This is a genomic window from Streptomyces sp. BYX5S (genome assembly GCF_054724165.1).
Genome location: NZ_CM138829.1, coordinates 3750660 through 3772593, shown reverse-complemented (window position 1 = coordinate 3772593; position 21934 = coordinate 3750660). Strand labels below are relative to the sequence as shown.

At 72.4% G+C, this 21934-nt stretch carries 22 protein-coding genes; 3 read left to right on the top strand and 19 right to left on the bottom strand.

What is annotated here, in order from left to right; genetic code table 11:
- Positions 1–94: 94 nt before the first annotated feature.
- From ACYBSK_RS17170 to ACYBSK_RS17155, 4 genes are all read right to left on the bottom strand, one after another.
- Positions 95–1207, bottom strand: a complete 1113-nt coding sequence (locus ACYBSK_RS17170; protein WP_460246723.1) for an acyl-CoA dehydrogenase family protein — start codon at positions 1205–1207, stop codon at positions 95–97.
- Positions 1204–2388, bottom strand: a complete 1185-nt coding sequence (locus ACYBSK_RS17165) for an acyl-CoA dehydrogenase family protein (protein ID WP_460246722.1) — start codon at positions 2386–2388, stop codon at positions 1204–1206. The genes ACYBSK_RS17170 and ACYBSK_RS17165 overlap by 4 nt, the downstream gene beginning before the upstream one ends.
- Positions 2385–3374 (bottom strand): NADPH:quinone oxidoreductase family protein, encoded by a 990-nt coding sequence (locus ACYBSK_RS17160; RefSeq protein ID WP_460246721.1) that lies wholly within the window; start codon positions 3372–3374, stop codon positions 2385–2387. Before ACYBSK_RS17160 ends, ACYBSK_RS17165 begins: the two co-directional genes overlap by 4 nt.
- Before the next feature lie 94 nt (positions 3375–3468).
- On the bottom strand, positions 3469–4095 hold the full coding sequence (locus tag ACYBSK_RS17155) for a helix-turn-helix domain-containing protein (RefSeq protein ID WP_460246720.1): 627 nt from the start codon (positions 4093–4095) through the stop codon (positions 3469–3471).
- 95 nt (positions 4096–4190) lie between these two features.
- Here ACYBSK_RS17155 and ACYBSK_RS17150 point away from each other — a divergent pair, with 95 nt between their 5' ends.
- From ACYBSK_RS17150 to ACYBSK_RS17140, 3 genes are all read left to right on the top strand, one after another.
- Positions 4191–5207 (top strand): NAD(P)/FAD-dependent oxidoreductase, encoded by a 1017-nt coding sequence (locus ACYBSK_RS17150; RefSeq protein ID WP_460246719.1) that lies wholly within the window; start codon positions 4191–4193, stop codon positions 5205–5207.
- 94 nt (positions 5208–5301) lie between these two features.
- On the top strand, positions 5302–6213 hold the full coding sequence (locus ACYBSK_RS17145; protein WP_460246718.1) for an SDR family oxidoreductase: 912 nt from the start codon (positions 5302–5304) through the stop codon (positions 6211–6213).
- Between the two features lie 118 nt (positions 6214–6331).
- Positions 6332–7198, top strand: coding sequence for a sensor histidine kinase (locus ACYBSK_RS17140; RefSeq protein WP_460246717.1), 867 nt, complete (start codon positions 6332–6334; stop codon positions 7196–7198).
- Positions 7199–7206: 8 nt separating this feature from the next.
- Here ACYBSK_RS17140 and ACYBSK_RS17135 read toward each other — a convergent pair whose 3' ends face one another.
- From ACYBSK_RS17135 to ACYBSK_RS17065, 15 genes are all read right to left on the bottom strand, one after another.
- Positions 7207–8046 carry an enoyl-CoA hydratase/isomerase family protein gene (locus ACYBSK_RS17135; protein WP_460246716.1) on the bottom strand — a complete coding sequence of 280 codons (840 nt, stop codon included), beginning with the start codon at positions 8044–8046 and terminating at the stop codon, positions 7207–7209.
- A gap of 81 nt (positions 8047–8127) precedes the next feature.
- A complete protein-coding gene (hemC, locus tag ACYBSK_RS17130) occupies positions 8128–9060 on the bottom strand; it encodes a hydroxymethylbilane synthase (protein WP_457477965.1) in 933 nt (310 codons plus the stop codon).
- A gap of 81 nt (positions 9061–9141) precedes the next feature.
- Positions 9142–9894 carry a PIG-L deacetylase family protein gene (locus ACYBSK_RS17125; RefSeq protein ID WP_460246715.1) on the bottom strand — a complete coding sequence of 251 codons (753 nt, stop codon included), beginning with the start codon at positions 9892–9894 and terminating at the stop codon, positions 9142–9144.
- 29 nt (positions 9895–9923) lie between these two features.
- A complete protein-coding gene (locus ACYBSK_RS17120; protein WP_460246714.1) occupies positions 9924–11228 on the bottom strand; it encodes an alpha/beta fold hydrolase in 1305 nt (434 codons plus the stop codon).
- An 88-nt stretch (positions 11229–11316) separates the two neighbouring features.
- Positions 11317–11904 (bottom strand): dihydrofolate reductase family protein, encoded by a 588-nt coding sequence (locus ACYBSK_RS17115; RefSeq protein ID WP_457477962.1) that lies wholly within the window; start codon positions 11902–11904, stop codon positions 11317–11319.
- A gap of 86 nt (positions 11905–11990) precedes the next feature.
- Positions 11991–12458 carry a nitroreductase/quinone reductase family protein gene (locus ACYBSK_RS17110; RefSeq protein WP_460246713.1) on the bottom strand — a complete coding sequence of 156 codons (468 nt, stop codon included), beginning with the start codon at positions 12456–12458 and terminating at the stop codon, positions 11991–11993.
- 94 nt (positions 12459–12552) lie between these two features.
- Positions 12553–13581: a LacI family DNA-binding transcriptional regulator gene (locus ACYBSK_RS17105; protein WP_457477960.1), complete on the bottom strand. Its 1029-nt coding sequence runs from the start codon at positions 13579–13581 to the stop codon at positions 12553–12555.
- Between the two features lie 180 nt (positions 13582–13761).
- Complete coding sequence (locus ACYBSK_RS17100; protein ID WP_460246712.1) at positions 13762–14559, bottom strand: hypothetical protein; 798 nt, start codon at positions 14557–14559, stop codon at positions 13762–13764.
- Between the two features lie 4 nt (positions 14560–14563).
- Positions 14564–15604, bottom strand: coding sequence for a hypothetical protein (locus tag ACYBSK_RS17095; RefSeq protein WP_460246711.1), 1041 nt, complete (start codon positions 15602–15604; stop codon positions 14564–14566).
- A gap of 65 nt (positions 15605–15669) precedes the next feature.
- Positions 15670–16707: a LacI family DNA-binding transcriptional regulator gene (locus ACYBSK_RS17090; protein ID WP_457477957.1), complete on the bottom strand. Its 1038-nt coding sequence runs from the start codon at positions 16705–16707 to the stop codon at positions 15670–15672.
- Positions 16700–17020: an L-rhamnose mutarotase gene (locus ACYBSK_RS17085; RefSeq protein WP_457477956.1), complete on the bottom strand. Its 321-nt coding sequence runs from the start codon at positions 17018–17020 to the stop codon at positions 16700–16702. The genes ACYBSK_RS17090 and ACYBSK_RS17085 overlap by 8 nt, the downstream gene beginning before the upstream one ends.
- A gap of 35 nt (positions 17021–17055) precedes the next feature.
- On the bottom strand, positions 17056–18135 hold the full coding sequence (gene rhaS / locus ACYBSK_RS17080) for a rhamnose ABC transporter substrate-binding protein (protein ID WP_457477955.1): 1080 nt from the start codon (positions 18133–18135) through the stop codon (positions 17056–17058).
- Positions 18136–18183: 48 nt separating this feature from the next.
- Entirely contained in the window at positions 18184–19173 is a 990-nt protein-coding gene (locus ACYBSK_RS17075; protein ID WP_457477954.1) for an ABC transporter permease, read from the bottom strand.
- On the bottom strand, positions 19166–20221 hold the full coding sequence (locus ACYBSK_RS17070; protein ID WP_460246710.1) for an ABC transporter permease: 1056 nt from the start codon (positions 20219–20221) through the stop codon (positions 19166–19168). Before ACYBSK_RS17070 ends, ACYBSK_RS17075 begins: the two co-directional genes overlap by 8 nt.
- A 79-nt stretch (positions 20222–20300) precedes the next feature.
- Positions 20301–21812 (bottom strand): sugar ABC transporter ATP-binding protein, encoded by a 1512-nt coding sequence (locus ACYBSK_RS17065; protein WP_460246709.1) that lies wholly within the window; start codon positions 21810–21812, stop codon positions 20301–20303.
- Positions 21813–21934: the final 122 nt, after the last annotated feature.

The following is a 21934-nucleotide window of genomic DNA, read 5'->3' as shown; positions in this document are numbered from 1 at the left end:
AAGATCAGTCGTTATTGCGAACGAGTCGCAATAATGGCATCCCGTCAAGGAGAGGTAAAACCCGGCTGTGAAGTTGTGCGCGCGGCTGCCGCCGTCAGGGGGCCCGCAGGTCGACCAGTTCGGCCAGCTCCTCCCGGTGCCGTCCCGCCGTACCGAGCGCGATCGAGTCCGCCTTGGCGCGCTTGAGGTACAGATGGATCGGGTGCTCCCACGTCATCCCGATGCCACCGTGCAACTGGAGCGCCTCCTCGGCGGCGTGCACCGCGACGGGCGCCGCGTAGGCCTGCGCGACGGCGACCGCGATGTCCGCGTCCTCGCTGCCGGTGGCCAGCGCGTCGGCCGCGTTGCGGGCGGCGGCGCGGGTGTTGACCGTCTCCAGCCACAGCTGGGCGAGGCGGTGCTTGAGCGACTGGAAGGAGCCGACGGGACGGTTGAACTGGTGGCGCTCCTTCGTGTAGCGCACGGTCTCCGTCAACAGCCATTCGGCGAGGCCCAGTTGCTCGGACACGAGCAGCCCGGCACCGGCCCGCAGCGCCCGCCGCACGGCCGTCGCCGCGCTGTCGGTCAGCCTGCGCCCGGCGGCACCCGCGAAGGACACGACCGCCAGCGGGCGCGTACGGTCCAGCGAGACCTGCGGCTCGACCGTGACGCCCTCGGCGCCCGCGTCGACCGCGAACAGGCCGCTCGCGGTCGGCACCAGGAACACGTCGGCGGCGGCCGCGTCCGCGACGCCGGTGACGCGGCCGGTGAGGGTCCCGCCCTCGTCGCGCACGTCCCGGAAGTCCTGGCCCGCCGTCGCCGCCAGCGGCACCGTGAGCGCGCCGATCGTGCGGCCGGAGGCGAGGGAGGCGAGCAGGCTCGACGCCTCGTCGCCCTCGCAGGCGAGCAGCGCCTCCGTGGCGATGACCGCGCTCGTCAGGTACGGGACCGGGGCGACGGCGCGCCCCAACTCCTCCAGGACGACGGCCGCTTCGCGGTGCGAGGCGCCCTGGCCGCCCTTGTCCTCCGGAACGAGGAGACCGGCGAGGCCCATCGTCTCGGCGAGGTTCTTCCACAGCTCACGGTCGTGCGGGGTGTCCGTCTCGACGCGGGCCAGGACCTCGGTGGCGTCGCAGTGGTCGGTGAGCAGGTCGCGGACCGCCGAGCGGAGCGCTTCCTCCTCCTCGGAGTAGAGGAGGTCGGGCTCGGTGTTCACGGAAGCGGTCATCGGGCGAGGTCCTTCCAGGCGACGTCCTTGTCGGTGCGCGGCTCGGACGGCAGGCCCAGGACGCGCTCGGCGACGATGTTCAGCAGGATCTCGCTCGTCCCGCCCTCGATACTGTTGCCCTTGGCGCGCAGGTACCGGTAACCGGCCTCGCGGCCCGCGAAGTCGACGATCTCCGGCCGCCGCAGCGTCCAGTCGTCGTACAACAGCCCTTCCTCGCCGAGGAGTTCGACCTCCAGGCCGCTGATCTCCTGGTTGAGGCGGGCGAAGCCGAGCTTCATGCCGGCGCCCTCGGGGCCGGGGTGTCCGGCGACGAGCTGCTGGCGCAGACGCTCGGAGGTGAGGCGGGCGACCTCGGCCTCGACCCACAGCTTCACGAGGCGCTGGTGCAGGTCGTGGGTGCGCAGTTCGGGGCGCTCGCGCCAGGTCCCCGCGACGAGGCCGACGAGTCCGCCCTCGCGGGGCACACGCATGCCGCCGATGGAGACCCGCTCGTTGTTGAGGGTGGTCTGGGCGACCCGCCAGCCGTCGCCGACCTCGCCGAGCCGGTGGGCGTCGGGGATCCGTACGTCGGAGAGGAACACCTCGTTGAACTCGGCCTCGCCGGTGATCTGGCGCAGCGGCCGGACCTCGACGCCGGGGTCGGTCATGTCGCACACGAAGTACGTCATGCCCTTGTGCTTGGGCACGTCCGGGTCGGTGCGGGTGACGAGGATCGCGAACCGGGCGTTGTGCGCGTTGGAGGTCCACACCTTCTGGCCGTTGACGACCCAGGTGTCGCCGTCCCGGACGGCGCGGGTGCCGAGCGCGGCGAGGTCGGAGCCGGCACCGGGCTCGCTGAACAGCTGGCACCAGATCTCGTCGCCGACCCACAGCGGCTTGAGGAAGCGCCGCTTCTGCTCCTCGGTGCCGTAGCGCAGGATGGTGGGGGCGGCCATGCCGAGGCCGATGCCGTTGCGCCGCGGGTGGTTGTCCGGAGCGCCCGCCGCCGTCATCTCGGCCTCGACGACGGCCTGGAGGGCGCGCGGCGCGTCGAGCCCGCCGAGGCCCTCCGGGTAGTGCACCCAGGCGAGTCCGGCGTCGAAGCGGGCGCTGAGGAAGTCCTCGCGGCTCGTGGTGGCGGGCGGGTGCGCGGCGAGGAATTCCTGTGCGCGGGTGCGCAGTTGGCTTGCGTCGACGGTCATGCGCGGGCTCCTTCCTGCGTGCGGGCGCCGAGGCCCGGCACCACGACGACGCGGCCCGTCGTGACGCCGTCGGCGACGCGCTGCACGGCGGACGCGGCGTCCGCCAGGTCGACGCGCTCGCTGACGAGGGGCTTGATGGCACCGCTCGCGGCCAGCTCGGTGAGCTTCTGGTGGCAGTGCGGGATGAGCTTTGGGTTCTTGGTGGCGTACAGGCCCCAGTGCAGCCCGAGGATCGAGTAGTTCTTGACGAGGGCGTGGTTGAGCGCCGCGGTCGGGATGGCGCCGGAGGCGAAGCCGACGATGACGATGCGGCCCTCGAAGGCGACGACCTTCGTGGACTGCCGGTACGCGTCGCCGCCCACCGGGTCGTAGATCACGTCGGCGCCGTGCCCGCCGGTGGCCTCCTTCACGGCGGCGATGACGTCCTCGGAGCGGCGGTCGACGACGACGTCGCAGCCGAGCTCGGCCGCGACCTTCGCCTTCTCGGGGCCGCCGACGACGCCGATGACACGGGCGCCCGCGGCCTTGCCGAGCTGTACGGCGGCGCTGCCGACCCCGCCCGCGGCGGCGTGCACGAGCAGCGTCTCGCCGGACTGGAGGCGGGCGCGCTGGTGCAGGCCGAACCAGCCGGTCTGGTAGCCGATGTGCAGGGCCGCGACCTCGGCGTCGTCGAGGGACTCCGGGGCGGGCAGCAGCGTCCGCTCGTCGGCGACCGTGTACTCGGCGAAGCCGCCCAGCGGCAGGGCGGGGGTCGCGATGACACGGCGGCCGTCCTCGGTCTCGCCGCAGATCTCCACGCCCGGCGTGAACGGCAGTGGGGGCGTGACCTGGTACTGCCCCTTGCAGAGCAGCGCGTCCGGGAAGTTGATGTTGGCGGCGCGCACCTTGAGCAGAACCTGCCCCTCGCCGGGCACGGGGCGCTCGACCTCGTCGAGGCGCATCACCTCGCTCGGCTCGCCGTTCTCGTGCACTTGCCATGCCTGCATGCGAAAGCCTCCACGGGACTGCTGCGTCAAACCGGGTTCGGCCGCATACTAAGCGGTCGCTTGCCGATCTGTGAATGCCCCGGAGCGGCTCGGCTCACTGGTCCTTCCTGCGCGCGGGCCGCGCCCGCACGTGCATGCGCTCGCCCTGCGGGCCGAACAGCACCAGGAACTCCGCGGGCCCCTCCCCCGTGGACCCGAACCAGTGCGGCACCCGCGTGTCGAATTCGACGACCTCCCCGGGCTCCAGGATCACGTCGTGCTCACCGAGGACGAGCCGCAGCCTCCCGGAGAGCATGTACATCCACTCGTAGCCCTCGTGCGTCTGCTGGTCCGGCTCGATCCGGCGCTGCGGCTCGATCACCTTGTACGCCTGGAGGCCGCCCGGCTTCCGGGTCAGCGGGATCATGGTCCGGCCGCCGCGCACGATCGGCTTCGCCTGCACGCGCGGGTCGTCCACGGGCGGGGCGCCGACCAGCTCGTCGAGCGGGACCTTGTGGGCGCGGGCGATGGGCAGCAACAGCTCCAGGCTGGGCTTGCGCAGGCCGGACTCCAGGCGGGAGAGCGTGCTCACGGAGATCCCGGTGGTCTCGGAGAGCCCGGAGAGAGTGGCGCCGCGCTCCTTGCGCAGCGCCCGCAGCCGGGGCCCCACCCCGGACAGGACGGCGTCCGTGCTCGCCTCGGGCTGCTCTTCGTCGTGGTGCGGATGACCTTGCCGATTCATGAATCCATTGCAGTTTCAGCAAGCTTGTTTGTCAATCCGGCAGCGTCGGGTGCACCTTCGGGAGCACAGTGGTTTTCGAGTGCGAGGTGGTCGCCATGGAGCAGAACATGTACGACGTCGTGATCGTCGGCGGCGGAACGGCGGGCCTGTCGGCCGCGCTGATCCTGGGCCGCTCGCGCCGCTCGGTCCTCGTGGTCGACGCGGGCGAGCCGCGCAACGCGCCGGCCGCCCACATGCACGGTTTCCCGTCGCGGGACGGCATGCCGCCCGCGGAGTTCCTGGCCGAGGTGCGGCGCGAGGTCACCGGGTACGGCGTCGAGCTGGTGCGCGGCCGGGTGGCCGGGGCCGAGGCGGACGGCGGCGGCGAGTTCGACGTGACGCTGGCGGACGGCGGCCGGGTGCACGCCCGGCGCTTGGTCGTCGCGACCGGTCTGGTCGACGAGCTGCCCGACATCCCCGGCCTCGCCGAGCGGTGGGGCAACGACGTGATCCACTGCCCGTTCTGCCACGGCTACGAGGTACGGGACCAGCCGATCGGCGTGCTCTACCGCAAGGCGGCCGGCATCCACCAGGCGCTGCTGTTCAGCGGCCTGTCGTCCGACGTGACCCTGTTCCTGAACGGCGCGGACGAGGACGACCTGCCCGACGAGCACTGGCAGCTGCTGGCCGCGGCCGGAGTGGGCGTGGTGAGCGGCAAGGTCGACGGCGTCGAGGTGACGGACGACCGGCTGACCGGGGTGCGCGTCGAGGGCGGACGGGTGTTCTCCCGGTCGGTCCTCGTCGTGCCGACGGTCATGGTGCCGCGCGACGCGCTGCTGAGCGCGCTCGGGGCCCGGACGAAGGAGACTCCGGCGGGGCCGTTCGTCGAGGTCGACCCGACCGGGCTCACCAGTGTGCCGGGGGTGTGGGCGGTGGGGAACGCGGCCGGGCCCGCGGAGCAGGTGGTCAACGCGGCGAGCGCGGGCTACCGGGCGGGGGTCACGATCCACGCGCAGCTGCTCCACGCCGACCTGGAGCGGGAGGCCGAGCGGCGCCGGTCCGGGGCGTTCTCCCCGGAGGGCGAGCGGGCGGTGGCGGCGGCGCGCGGGCGGCAGCGGGCCGCGGGCGTGTGAGGGGCGCGGGGCGGCCGCGCGGTGGGCGGACCGGGCGTCCACCGCGACCTCGCGGCTGTTCGGCCATGGCAGGTTGCGCGTTCAGGAGGTATCCATGTGCGCCATGACGTCCTCCTCGCCCGCCCCGCGCGGCCTCCCCGCCCCTCCTCCGCTCGGCGCCTCGGCGCTGCCTCCGGACACGTACGACGGCCGGCTGGTGCTGGTCACCGGGGGCGGGACGGGGCTCGGCAGGGCGGTGGCCGCGGAGTTCGCGCGGCTCGGGGCGGACGTGATGATCGTGAGCCGGAAGCCGGAGCATCTGGCGCCCACGCGCGAGGAGTTGGGGGCCGTCGAGGGCGCGGGCCTGATCACGGCGGCGACCTGCGACATCCGGGACCCGGACCGGATCACGGAGGTTTTCGACGCGGCGTTCGCGGCGCACGGACGGACACCGGACGTCCTCGTCAACAACGCGGCCGCCAACTTCCCCGTCCCAGCAGAGGAGTTGTCGCCGAACGGGTGGCGCGCGGTCGTCGACATCACGCTGAACGGCACGTACTTCATGACCCGCGAGTTCGGCCGACGCCATCTGGCGGCGGGCACGCCGGGTTCGGTGATCGCCGTCGGGGCGTCGTACGCGTGGACCGGCGGCCCGGGGTACGCGCACAGTGCGGCGGCGAAGGCGGGCGTGAAGAACCTGGTGGAGACACTGGCCGTGGAGTGGGGTCCGTACGGGATCCAGGTCAACGGGCTGGTACCGGGCCTCATGCCGCACGAGGACATGACGTCCGACATCCGCGACCACCTCGACCGCGCCGACGCCCCGGCCGCCCGCCAGCCCGCGCTACGGGTGGGCGCGCCACGGGAGTTGGGGTGGGCGGCGACGTTCCTCGCCTCTCCCTACGCCCGCTTCGTCAGCGGTCACACGCTGGTGGTGGACGGGGCGAACTGGCAGCGGCGGGAACTGGTCAACGCGCCGGTGACACCGGTGCGGGAGCAGCTGGGGCGGGGGCCGTTCGCTCCGTAGCCGACATGCCACCGACGGCGACCGGCTCACCTGTCCGTGACCGCCGCGCGTCGCTACCATACGTACGGGTCGCACAGCCCCCGACGGGCCGCGCGCCACGTGGGCGACGGGGGTGCCGATGACGTCTTCGACCAAGCCCTGGGGGGCACTGACCGGCCTCGACGAGCACAGCGTCGGGCGGCAGTTCCAGCAGCCCGGCCTCGCCTCGCGGACCCTCCCTTTCGCGCTGGTCACCGTCGTGGCCACGGTCGGCGTCGTGGTGCCGCACAGCGACGTGCAGTCCTGGCCGCCGTACATCGTCAGCCTCGCCCTGATGCTGGTGGTCGCCGCGGCCTTCCGACTGCCCTGGCACCGGATGCCGGCGTGGTCCCCGGTGCTGGTGCCGCTGGTGTACACCGGTTCCGTCCTCGCGCTGGTCCTGGCGTCCGGGCCGACGGCGGGTGTGGGCCTTCTGCTGCTGGTTCCGCTGATCTGGACGGTGCTGTTCCACCACCGGTGGGAGTCCGCGTGGGTGGTCGCGGCCATCGTGACCGCCCAGACGCTGTCGTCCTTCGCGCAGGCGGCGCCCGGGGTCGTGATCGCGCGGCGCATCGTGCTCTGGAGCGCGCTCGGCGCGCTGATCGCGATCGCCACGCACGATCTGCGGGACCGGATCCAGGGCTCGCTGGCCGCCAACCTGGCGTTGCAGGCGGAGGTCCGCGAGCTGTCCCTGGCACGGGAGCGGGAACGCATCGCCACCGATCTCCGCGGCGCCGTGGTGCGCCGGATCTTCGACGTCGGTCTCGATCTGCACGGCACGGCCGCGATCCTCGGCGAGGGGCCCGCGCGCACGCGGCTGCTGCACTGCGTGACCGAACTCGACGCCGTGATCCAGGGGTTGCGGGAGAGCGTGTTCGACGTCGACGTCGGGGCCGGTTCGGCCCGCGACACGGCTGCGGACACGAACGGCGACGCCGACGAACGGGCCTCGCCCGAGGAGCGCTGAGGGGGGCCTCACGCTCCCCGGAACTCCGGGGGCCGCCGTCGCGCCTTGGCCGTGAAGCCCTCGGTGGCGTCGTCGGAGGTGAGGGTGAGCGCGGCGTTCATCGCCACCCGGTCCAGGGCCGCGTCCAGTCCGGCGTCGGCGTACGCGTCGATGTCACGCTTGACGGCCTGCACGGCGAGCGGCGCGTTGGCGGCGATCTCGGCGGCGACGCCCCCGGCGACGCGCTCCAACTCCTGGACGGACACCACCTGTTGGACCAGATGGAGCCGCCGCGCGGTCTCCGCGTCGATCCGCCTGCCGGTGAGCGCGAGGAACTTGGCCCACCCGGCCCCGGCCTCGCGCGCGATCCGCAGGTCACCTCCGGCGTCGACGGCGACCCCCAATTGCGCCTCGGGCAGCGCGAACACGGCGTCGTCGGCGGCGATCCGAACATCCGCCATGAGCGCCAGCTCGAACCCGAACCCGAGGCAGTAACCCCGCACGGCGGCGACCACGGGCTGCGGCAACCGCGCGAACGCGGCGAACCGCTCGTGTGCCCACCGGATGCCTTCCCGATAGGCGTGCTGACGCGCGACCCCGCCCTCCCCCGTGATGCCACTGCCGGGCGCGCCGACATCGATCCCCGCACAGAAGGCCCGCCCCTCGGCCCGCAGCAACACCACCCGTATCCGCTCGTCGAACCGGATCCGGTCGGCCATCACGCCGAGCTGCCGCGTGGACTCCCAACTCCAGGCGTTGAGCTTGCCGGGCCGGCAGAGCGTGAGCACCCCGACCCCGCCGTCCTCCACATCGAGCCGCAGTCGCCGCGCGTCGCCCTCGGGGATGCGGGTGTCGGTCGTGTCGATCATCCGCGCAGGGTAGCGGCGGGGGCGCGTGATCTGAAGACGCGCGAGGGGCTCACCGCCGGCCGCGCGGTACCGGTCCCCGGGTCAGTGCGGAATCCCGTCGATGAGCTCCCGCGCTCCCTGCCGCAGCAGCGCCACCGCCACCGACATGCCCAGCGTCGCCGGGTCCAACGGGCCCGCCCATTCCTGGGCGTTGAGGATGCGCTTGCCGTCAGGGGTGAAGACGCAGGCGCGCAGGGAGAGGTCGCCGGTGCGTTCCGCGCGGGCGTAGCCGGCGATCGGGGAGTTGCAGTGCCCCTGGAGGACGTGGAGGAACATGCGTTCCGCCGTGGCTTCGCGCCAGGTGTCGTGGTGGCCGAGGCCGGTCACCGCTTCCAGCGTCGACCGGTCGTCCTCGCGGCACTGGAGCGCGAGGACGCCGGCGCCGATCGGCGGGCACATCGTCTCCGGGGAGAGGACCTCGGTGATGACGTCGGTGCGGTCGATGCGTTCGAGGCCGGAGAGGGCGAGGAGGAGCACGTCCGCGTCGCCCGCGGCCAGCTTCTCCATGCGGCGGTTGGCGTTGCCGCGCATCGGGACGCACTCCAAGTGCGGGTGCGAGGCCGCCAGTTGGGCCACGCGACGCACCGATGAGGTGCCGACGCGCGTCCCCTCGGGGAGTTCGTCCAGGGTGCGGCCCGCCGGGTCGATCAGGGCGTCGCGGACGTCGTCGCGCTTCAAGTACGCCCCGAACGTGCACCCTTCGGGCAGCGGCCGGTCCGCAGGGATGTCCTTGAGGCAGTGCACGGCGAGGTCCGCCTCACCGTCGAGCAGCGCCCGGTCGACCTCCTTGGTGAACGCGCCCTTGCCACCGAGCTTCGACAGGTCGCCCATCCACTTGTCGCCGCTGGTCGTGACGGGCACGACCTCCGTGCGGATGCCGGGGTGCAGCGCGGCGAGTTCGGCGCGGACCCGCTCCACCTGAGCCAGAGCCATCGGCGACGAGCGGGAGACGATACGGATCAACTCGGCTGACATGCCGACACGATAGCCCCTTTGCCGCCCAGGGGAATCGCGGCCCCGCCCGGAACCGGCCGCACCGCGGCGCCCCGTGCCCGCCTACCGTGCGAACACCTCGAACGGCACCGCCGGCTTCCCGCCGAACCGCTCCGCCGCCGCCTGCGCGTTCCCCGTGAGGAAGGTGCGGCAGTACTCCTCCGGGTCCTCGTTCGTCAGCACCTCGATGTACGTACGGTGTTCGAGGAGCGAGCGGATGGAGCGCTCGAGACCGGCCGTCGCGTCGACGGCGTGCGTGGGCCGCGCGGAGCCGGCGACGGCCACCCAGCGCACGCCGTCCCACGGCTCCAGGCCCTGTTCGGTCAGCTCGGGGAAGATCCACCGGTTGCCCGCGTCACCCGCCGCGTCGAGCGTGGCGCGGCCGACGGCGACGTGGTCGGGCGTGTTCCAGGCGACGCCGCCCCACGTGTCGCGGTGGTTGAGGGTGATGAGGAGTTCCGGCCGGTGGCGGCGGATCGCGGCGGCGATGTCGCGGCGCAGCGCCGTGCCGTACTCGATGACGCCGTCGCGATGGTCGAGGAACTCGACGCTCTCCACGCCGACCACGGCGGCACTGGCCCGCTGCTCCTGCTCGCGCAGCGGGCCGCACTTGGCGGGTTCCACGGTGTCGATGCCGGCCTCGCCGCGGGTGGCCAGCAGATAGCCGACCTCGCGGCCCGCGTCGGTCCAGGCCGCGACGGCGGCGGAACAGCCGTACTCCAGGTCGTCCGGGTGCGCGACCACGGCGAGGGCGCGCTGCCAGTCCTCGGGCATGGGCTGGAGCGGGGCTCGGGTGTTCGGTTCGGGCAGGGTCATACGGGCAGCCTAGGTCCCTGCCCGACGGGTCACACCTCTTCGCGCGCCATCGCCAGCAGCCGGTCCAGCACGTGCGGGGCGCCCGCGCGCAGGCCGTCGTGCTCGTACTCGTTCGTCACCCAAGGCCGCAGGCCGCGGATGGCGCGGGCGGTGCGCAGCGCGTGGTCCGTGTCCACGTACATGTCGTCGTGGTAGACGGCGGCGACCGTCGGGACCTCGTTCGCGGCGAGGCGGGTCGGGTCGTACAGCGGGGCCCAGTCGGTGCGGGCCGCGAACCGTTCGGCGACCTCGCGCAGCGGGCGCAGGGCCGGGTCGCAGTCGAACTGCCAGGGGTGGATGGTCTCGCCGGTGAAGAGCAGCGGGCCGCCTGTGGCGAGCGCCTTCGCGCCGTCGAACTGCGGGAACTCGCCGCGTACGCGCTCCGCGGACCAGTCGGTGGCCCGGCCGCCCTGCGCGTAGATCGCCTCGTGCAGGACGGCGTACAGGGGGTTGGAGCGGTACGAGAGGGCGGCCGCGACCTGCTCCTGGAACGCGTCGGACAGCTCGCGCCCGCCGGGGGTGCGGACGAAGGCGTCCTCCAGCAGGTAGTGGAGCCGGTCGCTGCCGTCGCTCGCGCCGAGCCAGATGCCGAGGGACTGGAAGGCGGGGAGGGTGAGCCGGTAGCCGTTCGGGAGGACGGGCTCGTGCTCGTGGACGTACGAGGCGATGTCGCGCGCCCGCTCGACGTCCATCGGGTAACGGGCGTAGTGCGCCCGGACCTTGCGCTCGACGCGCGGGTAGGCGGCCCGGTACACGTCGTCGGCGTGGCCGTCGAGGGTGGGCAGGCCGCCCGTGATGATCGCGGTCTCCAGGCCGTGCGGCGCCGACGACAGGTAGCGGACGGCGCAGAAGCCGCCGAAGCTCTGGCCGAGGATCGTCCAGGGCGCGCCGCCAGTGACCTCCCGGCGGATGTACTCGCAGTCGCGCACGATCGCGTCGGCCCGGAAGTGCCCCACGTACGCGGCCTGTTGGGCGGCGTCGCCGCGCAACGGGAGCGTCTGGCGGTTGATCGTGGCGGAGGCGCCGGTGCCGCGCTGGTCGAGGAGGAGGACGCGGTAGTCCTGGAGGGCGCGGCCGAGCCAGGCCTGGGTGCCGGAGAAGCGGTTGGCGCCGAAGCCGGGGCCGCCCTGGAGGTAGAGCAGCCAGGGCAGGTCCTCGTGAGCCCGCCCCGGCGCGACCGCCTCGCGCGCGAAGAGCTCGATGCGCTCCCCGTCGGGGACGTCGTGGTCCAGGGGGACGGAGAACCGTCGGTCGGTGAGGACGACTCCGGCCTGACGGTAGCTGGCGGCGCTCAATGCGGCTCCTGTGCGGCGGTACGAAGGGTGCTTCCGCCCAGTTCAGCACATGGTGGTGTCGGGGACGGGGGCGGCCCCGGGACAGGCCCTAGCGGCGCACCGGGTAGCGCAGGTGCAGGGCGCGGTGGCCCTGGACGACGACCGGGTCCTCCAGGAGCTGGTGTCCTCCGGTCAGCTTCCCGAAGTACGGGATGCCCTCGCCGAACAGCACGGGGACGAGGCTGACGCACACCTCGTCCACCAGACCGAGGTCGAGGGCCTGCTGGATGACCGAGGCGCTGGCGATGGTGACGTCGCGGTCGCCCGCGATCTCCTTGGCCCGGCCGATCGCGGCCTCGACGCCGTCGACGAACGTCGTGGTCGGCCACTTCTCGGCGGCGTTCCCGGGCGGGCGGTGCGTGACCACGACGACGGGCGCGCCCGCCGGGTGCTTGTCGCCCCAGCCGTCGGCGATGTCGAACAGGCGCCGCCCGGCGACGATCGCGCCGCAGCCCGCGGTCAGCTGCCGCAGCACCCGCTCGCCGGCCTCGTCGACCTGGAAGGAAACGGTCTCGTTCGGGTTCGGTACGGTCACCTCCCCCGCCTCGTACCACTCGAAGAGTTCGCCGATGCCGTCGTTCGGGTCCGCGACGAATCCGTCGAGCGACATCGTCACGTGGCTCAGTACCTTGCCCACGGCGGGCCTCCGTCCCTCGGTGCGGGTCTCACCGGGGTCGACTCCGCACGGGCCCGGAACTCATCGGTCGGGCGGGGGCCCGTGCCTCAGGTGAGCGGTTCCAGGACCACCACGGCCGTCTCGGTCGGCCGCCGCGCGGCGTGGGCGTCGAGGTGCGTCTCGATCTCACGCCAGCGGTCCCACAGCCGCGCCCGTTCGTCGCCCGTGGCGGCCCGCCCGCGTACGGTCCGCCGCCCGTCGACCATGTCGACGGTCGCCTCGGGGTGGGCGCGCAGATTGAGCCACCAGGCGGGCTCGGCCTCGCCCCAGCCGTTCATCGCCAGCGAGACCAGGTTCGGGCCGTCCTCGACGTACGCGATGATGACGCCGCGCCGACGGCCGGTGCGGCGGCCGGTGGTGGTCAGCCGCAGGGTGCCCCACTTCTTGGCGCGCGGCTTCCACAGGCCGACCCGGCCGCCGGAGGTCCGGTACGCGCCCCGGTGCAGCGACCAGATCACGCGGATGATGCGGCGCGGCGGGAGCCACGGCGCCTTCCTGCGGTCCTCGGCCGGCATGTCGCCCTCCCCACGCTGTGGTTTCGGAGCACGGTAGCCGCGGCCCGCGACGCCGGACAGGGCCGTGCGGGCCCGAAAACCGGGGGTACGCGGCTCAGCGCGCCCCGAGACTCGACCCGCGCACCACCAGCTCCGGCTGGAGCACGACCCGCCGGTGCTCGTGCGGGCGCCCCGGCTCGTCCGCCGCCTCGATCTCCTCCAGGAGGAGGTCCGCGGCGAGGGCGCCCATGTGGACCGCGGGCTGGCGCACCGACGTGAGCGGCACGGCGGCGGCCGCCGCGAACTCGATGTCGTCGTAGCCGACGATCGCCATGTCGTCCGGCACCCGCACCCCGGCCGCGTACAGGGACTGCAATACACCGAGGGCGAGGAGGTCGTTGGCGCAGAAGACGGCCGTGGGGCGCTCGGTGAGGCCCAGGAGCCGGGCACCCGCGTCCCGGCCCGCCGCCACGTCGAGGCGCTCGGTGGGCAGTTCGCGCAGGGCGGTCTGCGGCAGTCCGGCCTCCCCCAGCGCGCGCAGGGCGCCCTCGCGGCGGTCCGCCACCTGGTTGAGGGTGGGCGGGCCGCTGACGTAGGCGAGGGAGCGGTGGCCCGCGTCGACGAGGTGGCGCACGGCGAGCGCGCCGCCGTTGACGTCGTCGACGGAGACCGAGCATTCGGTGGCGCCCTCGGCGACCCGGTCGACCAGGACGAAGGGGATGTCGTGGCGGCGGAACGCCTCCACGGTCGGCCCGGTCGCCTCGGCGGGCGTCAGGAGCACGCCGCGCACCCGCTGCTCGGCGAAGAGCGACAGGTACTCGGCCTCTTCCGCCGTGCTCTGCGCGCTGTTGCACACCATGACACCGAGCCCGGCGTCCCGGGCCGCGCGCTCGGCGCCGCGCGCGACGTCCACGAAGAACGGGTTGCCCATGTCGAGGACCAGCAGGCCGATGATGCGGCTGCGTCCGGCGCGCAGTTGGCGCGCCGACTCGCTGCGGACGTAGCCGAGACGCTCGATGGCGGCGAGCACGCGCGCCCGCGTCGCGTCGGCCACGGCCTCGGGCCGGTTGATGACGTTCGAGACCGTGCCCACGGACACCCCCGCGACACGGGCGACGTCCTTGATCCCCACGGTCTGTCCCATCGGGTGCGGTCCTCCTGGTGAGCTGGTGCGGCAGAGGGAGTGTACGTGGCGGACCCCGGCCGGTGTTCGACAAGCCGGACAGAGGAGTGAATCGTTTTCGCCGTGCTTTGTTCATGTACACATCAGGCGCGGCTCGTGCGGATCCGACCAGCGTATTGAATCGTTCGAGCCGGTCTGCCTCTACGGTGCGGGAGCCGCGCGTTCCGCCTGGAGCAGACGCTGCTCCTCGTCGTCCGCCGCAGTGGCCGTGCGGTACGCGGCAGCGAAGCCGCTGACCATGTCGAGCAGTTCGTCCCGCGCCGCCAGACCCTCCGCACCGGGGCGGGCCAGCGCCCTGCTCAACGCCTCGTGCAACAGCGCGCGGACCTGCGGCGCGGGACCGCTGACGGGGCGTGCCCGGTCGATGTGGCCGCACAGGGCGTCCAGGGCGCGGACGGATGCGGCGCTCAGATTCCTTCGGTACACGGGCGAGCTCAACACCCAACGCAGGGAGCGCAGTTCGTCGACGGGGACGGGGACCGTCACCTCCCCGGCCCCGTCCACGCGCGCCGCCAACGACGCGAGGGCCTGGAGACTCGGGTGTCCCTCCTCGGCCGCGGCGAGATCCGCCAGAGCCCGTCGCAGGTCGGCCACCTCCGCCGCGGGCACCGAGAGCGCGACGGTGCCCTGGCGCTCCCCGGGCCGCGTGTCGCGCCCGCGCAACGGGCTCTCGAAGCAGAGCACGTCGAACTCCGCGCCGTCCTCGGGGCTCCCGGTGACAGCGGGACCCTTGCGCACGCACGCGTCCTCCGCGAGCGAGCGGTCGATGTCGTCCCACGTCGGTGAGGCGCCGCTCCCGTCCAGGAAGTACGAGCCGTCGTCGCGCCGGACGACGACGCTCGTCCACATCGAGGAACCATCCTTCGCCAGGGTGATCTCGACGGTGCACCGCCTGCCGAGCCGCAGCCGGGCCCGGCCCGGGTACCTTCCGGCCAGCATCGGATCACCCTCTCCCGTTCCGTCGCGACAGTTCACTCTCGACCCGGTGCAGATAACTGAAGTCGTGTCCGTCGCGGACCTGGTCGAGCGGGCGGATCTCCCGCGTGGCCACGTTCAGGGCGTAACCGCCGACGGTACCGAGCAACCACCCGATGTCCGGCAACAGCAGCGCGCCACCCGCGGCGGCAGCCACGGCGACCGACACGGTGACCGAGCGGTGCACCCACGCCATGCGGCTGCTGCGGCGTGCGCGGCGGTAGTCCTCCACCGCCTCGGACAGCTCCGCCCGAAGCTGGGCGAACACATCCGCAGGGTGTGCGTAGTCGCGGCGCAGGTCACCGAGCATGCGGTGCACGGCGCGCATCAGGCGGACGCGTTCGTCGGCGAACCTGTCGCGGAACGCGAGAACGGCGTCGGTCGGCGTTCCGGGCGCCGGCGCGGGCAGCAGCCGGCCCAGTTCCATCTCCCAGGCCAGGGAGCCGGCCGAGGACGCGGTGCGCAGACCGTGGCGGTAGGCGTCCGCGCTGTCCGTGTAGGGGAACAGCGCCATGTCGGGGCGCACGGCGAGCTCCCGGGCCAGCACTCCGATGATCAGCGTCTGCACCTCCTTCGGCACCGCGAGGTGCGCCATGAAGGATGAGCGTCCGTAATGCCTGGCGAGCCGGAGCTCCAGGAGCAGGTCCTGGAGCCAATGGCTGATCTTCGAGGTGTAGACGACGGCTTCGGGCCGGGAGCCCGGCCGGGGAGGGGCCGGCCGGGCGGCGATCCTTCTCAACTCCGCGGCCAGGAGGGACGAACTCCGTCCCCCGAGCCAGGACGCTCCGGCATCGACGGGGCCCCGCAGGACGTCGAGGGAGTGCTGGGTGAAGGCGAGCGGCCGGTACAGGTCCCGCTCCTCCAGCTGCCGCAGCTCCCGGCTCACCACGGCTTCGTAGACCCGCGGGTCGCGCGGCACGATCGAGGCCACACCGTCCCAGTACAGCAGGGCCTGATGAACGATCTCCGTGGGCGGGTTCACGGTCGGGTAGTACAGCAGCACACCCATCGGGCCCCCGCAACGCCGGTTTCCTCGTCGGTCGGGAAGCAACGATAGACGACACGCGACCCGCCTCACACGCCGGACCGACGCGACCCACCGCTCGATGAGCGCACCACCAACTCCGGCCGCAGCACGATGTGTTCGTGGCTGTGGTCGGAGGCGTGGTCGCCGGTCTCCGCCAGGAGGAGGTGGGCGGCGATGGTGCCGAGGGTCGTCGCCGGCTGGCGGACCGAGGTGAGGGGGACGGTGGCGGCCGAGGCGAACTCGATGTCGTCGTAGCCGACGATCGCCATGTCGTCCGGCACCCGCACCCCGGCGGCGTACAGGGACTGCAATACACCGAGGGCGAGGAGGTCGTTGGCGCAGAAGACGGCCGTGGGGCGCTCGGTGAGGCCGAGGAGGCGAGCGCCCGCGTCCCGGCCGGCGGCCACGTCGAGGCGCTCGGTGGGCAGTTCGCGCAGGGCCGCGGAGGGCAGGCCCGCTTCGGCGAGCGCCTTGTGGGCGCCCTCGCGGCGGTCCTGCACCTGCTTGAGCTGGGGCGGGCCGCTGACGTAGGCGAGCGCGCGGTGGCCCGCGTCGACGAGGTGGCGCACGGCGAGCGTCCCGCCCGCCACGTCGTCGACCGCCACCGAGCAGCCCGGTTCGTCGCCGGCGACGCGGTCCACGACGACGTAGGGGATGCCGTGGCGGCGGAAGGCGCGCAGGGTGGCGCCGCTGGGGTCGGCGGGGGTGATGAGGGCGCCGCGCACCCGCTGTTCGGCGAACATCGACAGGTACTCGGCCTCGACGGCCGGGCTCTGCGCGCTGTTGCACACCATCACGCCGAGTCCGGCCTCGCGCGCGGCGCGTTCGGCGCCGCGCGCGAGGTCCACGAAGAACGGGTTGCCCATGTCGAGGACGAGCAGCGACACGATCCGGCTGTGTCCGGCCCGCAGTTGGCGGGCGTACTCGCTGCGGACGTAGCCGAGGCGGGCGATGACCTGTTGGACGTGGTGGCGGGTGGGCTCGGAGACCCGGTCGGGCTGGTTGAGGACGTTGGAGACGGTGCCGACCGAGACACCGGCCTCCCGGGCCACGTCCTTGATGCCCACCGCGGAGCGCTCAGGCAAGGTGGAAGACCTCGGTGAGCGGGCGCATCGCGGCGTCGGGCGCCTGCCCGTCGAGCGCTTCGAAGAACTCGCCCATCTCGGCCTGCCAGCGGGCGTTCACGTCGGTGGCGTCCATGGCGGCGCGGGCCTTGTCGAAGTCCTCCGTCTCCAGGTAGCCGACGAGCAGGCCGTCCTCGCGCAGGAAGAGCGAGTAGTTGTGCCAGCCGGTGGCGGACAGGGCCTCGCGCATCTCCAGCCACACGTTCTCGTGGCGGGCCTTGTACTCGTCGATGCGGTCGGCCCTGACCTTCAGCAGGAAGCAGACGCGTTGCATGGTGGTGTCTCCCCTTCGGTGGTGCTTCGCGCCGCTCAGAACTTGTAGTCGTCGATGTTCTTCTTGTCGAAGACGGTGGGCTTGCCGAGGGTGACGACGCCGTCCTTGCCGATGGTGTACTCGCCCATGTCTCCGGCCGTGAACTTCTCGCCCGCCTTGCCGGTGATCTGTCCGGACTCCAGGGCGACGGCGGTGTGCGCGGCGAGCGCGCCGAGCTTCGCCGGGTCCCACAGCTCGAACGCCTCGACGGTGCCGTTCTTGACGTAGGCGCGCATGTCGTTGGGGGTGCCGAGCCCGGTCAGCTTGACCTTGCCCTTGTACTTCGAGCCCGACAGGTACTGGGCGGCGGCCTTGATGCCGACGGTGGTCGGGGAGATGATGCCCTTCAGCTTGGGGTGCTCCTGGAGGAGGCCCTGGGTCTGCTGGAATGACTTCTGGGCGTCGTCGTCACCGTAGGCGGTCGTGACGAGCTTGATGTCCTTGTACTCGGGCTTCTTCAGCTCGTCCTTCATGTACGTGATCCACGTGTTCTGGTTGGTGGCCGTCTGGGCCGCCGACAGAATCGCGATCTCGCCCTTGCCGCCGATCTGCTCGGCGAGCTCCTGCACCTGGGTGCGGCCGAGGTCCTCGGCGGAGGCCTGCGAGACGAACACGTTGCGGCAGTCGGCCTTGGTGTCGGAGTCGTAGGTGACGATGCTGACGCCGTTCTTCATGGCCTGCTTGAGGGCGGTGCACAGGGCGCCCGGGTCCTGTGCGGACACGGCGATGGCGTCGGCCTGCTGCTGGGTGAGGGTGTTGACGTAGGAGACCTGGCCGGAGGTGTCGGTGCCGGAGCTGGTGCCGACCTCCTTGTACGTCGAGCCGAGCTCCTCCAGGGCCTTCTTGCCGCCGGTGTCGGAGGTCGTGAAGTACGGGTTGTTGACCTGCTTGGGCAGGAAGGCGACCGTGAGGCCCTTCTTGGTCTCGGCGTTCGGGTCGGCCTTGCCCGCGGCCGCGGACTTGGCGTCCTCCTTGTTGGAGTCCGACTTGGTGGTGCCGCCGCAGGCGGTGGCGCCGAGGGCGAGGGCGGTGGTGACGGCGAGCGCCGCACCGATCCGGCGGGTCTTGAGGGTCATGGCGGTTCCTTACGGGTCGTGGGCGGGGTGGGGCGGGGGGGCGGGCGCCTAGGTGACCGCGGTGGCCGTCCTTCTGCGGGACCTGGACCGGGCGACTTGGCGGCCGACGCGCGGCGCGAGCACGGAGATCACGAGCAGCACGCCGGTGACGACGATCTGGGACTGCGCGGAGACGTTGAGCAGGCTCATCACGTTCTGGAGCGAACCCAGCAGGAACACACCGGCGATGGCGCCGCCGAGCGTGCCCTTGCCGCCGTCGAAGTCGATGCCGCCGAGCAGGACGGCGGCGATGACGGACAGTTCGAGGCCGGTGGCGTTGTCGTAGCGGGCGCTGGCGTAGTGCAGCGCCCAGAAGACACCGGTGAGCGCGGAGAGCACTCCCGTGGTGACGAACATCGACAGCTTGAGCCGCTTGACGCGCACCCCGGCGAACCGGGCGGCCTCCTCGTTGGCGCCGATCGCGAAGAGGGAGCGGCCGAACCGGGTGGCGTGCAGGACGACGACGGCGATGGCCAGCAGGACGACGAAGGGCAGGGCGGCGTACGGGACGAAGGTGTCGCCGATCCGGTTCGCGCCGAAGTCCAGGTACGCGGCGGGGAAGTCGGTGACCGAGTCGGAGCCGAGGACGATCTGCGCGATGCCGCGGTAGGCGGCCATGGTTCCGATGGTGACGGCGAGGGACGGCAGGCCGAGGCGGGTGACGAGGAGGCCGTTGACGAGTCCGCAGACGACGCCGAGCAGCAGGCAGAGCGGGATGATCGTCTCGATGGCCATGCCGTTGTTCCACAGCGCGCCCATCACGGCGCCGGACAGGCCGACCGTGGAGCCGACCGACAGGTCGACCTCGCCGGAGACGACGAGCATCGTCATCGGCAGCGCGATGATCGCGATCGGCAGGGTGTTGCCGATCAGGAACGACAGGTTCAGCGCGTTGCCGAAGTTGTCGACGAACGCGAACGAGCAGAGCAGCAGCACCACCAGCAGGGCGCCGACGGCGGTGTCCCAGCGGACCGCGCCGGTGAGGGAGTTCTTACGCATGGCGGGCGCTCCTCATCTGTGCGGCCTGCTTGCGCAGCACAGCGGCGACGCGCAGCGCGACGATCCGGTCGACGGCGATGGCGAGCAGCAGCAGGATTCCGTTGATGGCGGTGACCCAGACGGAGCTGACGCCGATGGCGGGCAGCACGCTGTTGATGGAGGTCAGCAGCAGCGCGCCGAGGGCGGCGCCGTAGACGGTGCCGGAGCCGCCGGTGAAGGCGACGCCGCCGACGACGACGGCGCTGACGACGGTGAGTTCGTAGCCGTTGCCGGTGCCGGAGTCGACGTTGCCGAAGCGGGCCAGGTAGAGGGCGCCGGCGAGTCCGGCGAGCGCGCCGCACAGCACGTACGCGGTCATGATCCGCTTGCGGACGGGGATGCCGGCGAGGTTCGCGGCCTCGGGGCTGGAGCCGAGCGCGTACATCTCGCGGCCGCTGCGGTAACTGCGCAGGTAGTAGCCGACGCACAGCAGGACGAGCGCGGCGAGCACGGCCAGCCACGGCACGATCCAGAGGCCGTCGTGCCCGAAGTCGACGAAGGCGTCCGGCAGGTCGGCGGCGACGATCTGCTGCGAGCCGACCCAGATGGAGTCGAGGCCCCGTACCACGTACAGCGTGCCGAGGGTGACGACGAGGGCGGGCACCTTGCCGAGGCTGACGAGCGCGCCGTTGAGGACGCCGAAGGCGGCGCCGAGCGCGACGGCGTACACGACGGCGATCAGTGAATTGCCGCCGCCCTGAAGGTAGTTGCCCGCGGCGAAGGCGGAGATGCCGAGCACGGAGCCGACCGAGAGGTCGACGTTGCGGGTGATGACGACGACGGCCTGACCGGTGGCGACGAGGACGAGGATGGTGGCGTTCAGGAGGAGGTCCTTGACGCCCTGCTGCGACAGGAACTCGCTGTTGGAGACCTGCGTGGCGAGCAGCATCACCACGAGCACGGCGGCGACGGCGAGTTCGCGGGCCTTGAACACCTTGTCGATCAGCCGTCGTCCCGCGGTCGGCGGCGGCGCCGCGTCCTCGCGGACGGGTGGTGCGGTCACGGTCATGCGGCGCTCCTCGCGGTGCGGGCGGTGGCGGGTGTCGCGTGGCCTCGTCGCGGTGCGGCGGGCCGTCGGCTCACGGGGGTCACGCCGCCCTCCCCGTGGCCGCCGCCATCACGGACTCCTCGTTCGCCTCGGCGCGCGACAGCTCCGCACAGAGGCGGCCCTCGTGCATCACGAGCACCCGGTCGGCCATGCCGAGGATCTCCGGCAGGTCGGAGGAGATCATCAGGACCGCGACGCCCTGTGCCGCGAGCGAGGACAGCAGCCGGTGCACCTCGGCCTTGGTGCCGACGTCGATGCCGCGCGTGGGCTCGTCGACGATGAGCACCTGCGGGCCCGTGGCGAGCCATTTGGCGAGGACGACCTTCTGCTGGTTGCCGCCGGAGAGCGTGCCGACGACGTCGGCGAGCCGCGCGTATTTGACCTGCAACTTCACCGACCAGTCCAGGGACCGGCTGCGCTCCGCCTTGCGGTTCATGAGGCCCGCGCGGGAGGTGTCGGCGAAGCCGGTGAGGCCGATGTTGCGCTCGATGGACATGTCCATCACGAGGCCCTGGGCGCGTCGGTCCTCGGGCACGAGGGCGAGGCCCGCGTGCATGGCGAGGCTGGGCGCGCCCGGCTTGAGCTTCTTGCCGAGCACCTCGACGTCGCCGCCGTCGAAGCGGTCGACGCCGAAGACGGCGCGGGCCACCTCGCTGCGGCCGGCGCCGACGAGCCCGGCGAGGCCGACGATCTCGCCGCGCCGCACCTCGAAGGACACGTCGGTGAAGACGCCCTCGCGGGTCAACCGGCTCACCTTCAGGGCCACTTCGCCGAGTTCGGTGTCCTGCTTGGGGTACAGCTCGTCGAGGTCGCGGCCGACCATGCGGCGCACGAGATCGTCCTCGGTGAGCCCGTCGACCGGCTCGCTGGCCACCCACGCGCCGTCGCGGAGTGTCGTGACGCGCTGGCACAGCTCGAAGATCTCCTCCAGGCGGTGCGAGATGAACAGGACGGCGGAGCCCTGCTCGCGCAGCGTCCGTACGACGCCGAACAGGCGCGCCACCTCGCTGCCGGTCAGGGCGGCGGTCGGCTCGTCCATGATGAGCACGCGGGCGTCGAAGGAGAGCGCCTTGGCGATCTCGACGAGTTGCTGGTCGGCGATGGACAGGCCGCGGGCCGGCTGGTCCGGGTCGAGGTCGACGCCGAGCCGCTTGAACAGCGCCGCCGTCGCCTCCTTCACCGAGGCGTGGTCGACACGGCCGAGGGACCGGCGCGGCTGGCGGCCCATGAAGATGTTCTCGGCGATCGACAGGTCGGGGAAGAGCGTCGGCTCCTGGTAGATGACGGCGACACCGGCGTCCCGCGCGTCGGCGGGGCCGTGGAACTCGACCGGGGAGCCGTCCAGCAGGACCGTTCCGGTGTCCGGTCGGTGCACCCCGGCGAGGGTCTTGATGAGCGTCGACTTCCCGGCGCCGTTCTCACCGGCGAGGGCGTGCGCCTCGCCCGCGCGCAGACTCAGGGACACCCCCCGCAGGGCGCGTACGGCGCCGAAGGACTTGCTCACCCCCTCCAGGGCGAGCACCGGAGTGGTATCCGGTTCAGGTTGCGTCATGACTGGTCTCCAGGGGTCGAAGGGCACCCGGCGTGAAATGATTCAGTGAAACGTTCCGGAAGCTAGCCACGCAGCTCGCCGCTGGTCAAGGGGTCGGAACCAGCGGGCTCCGTCGATGCGCA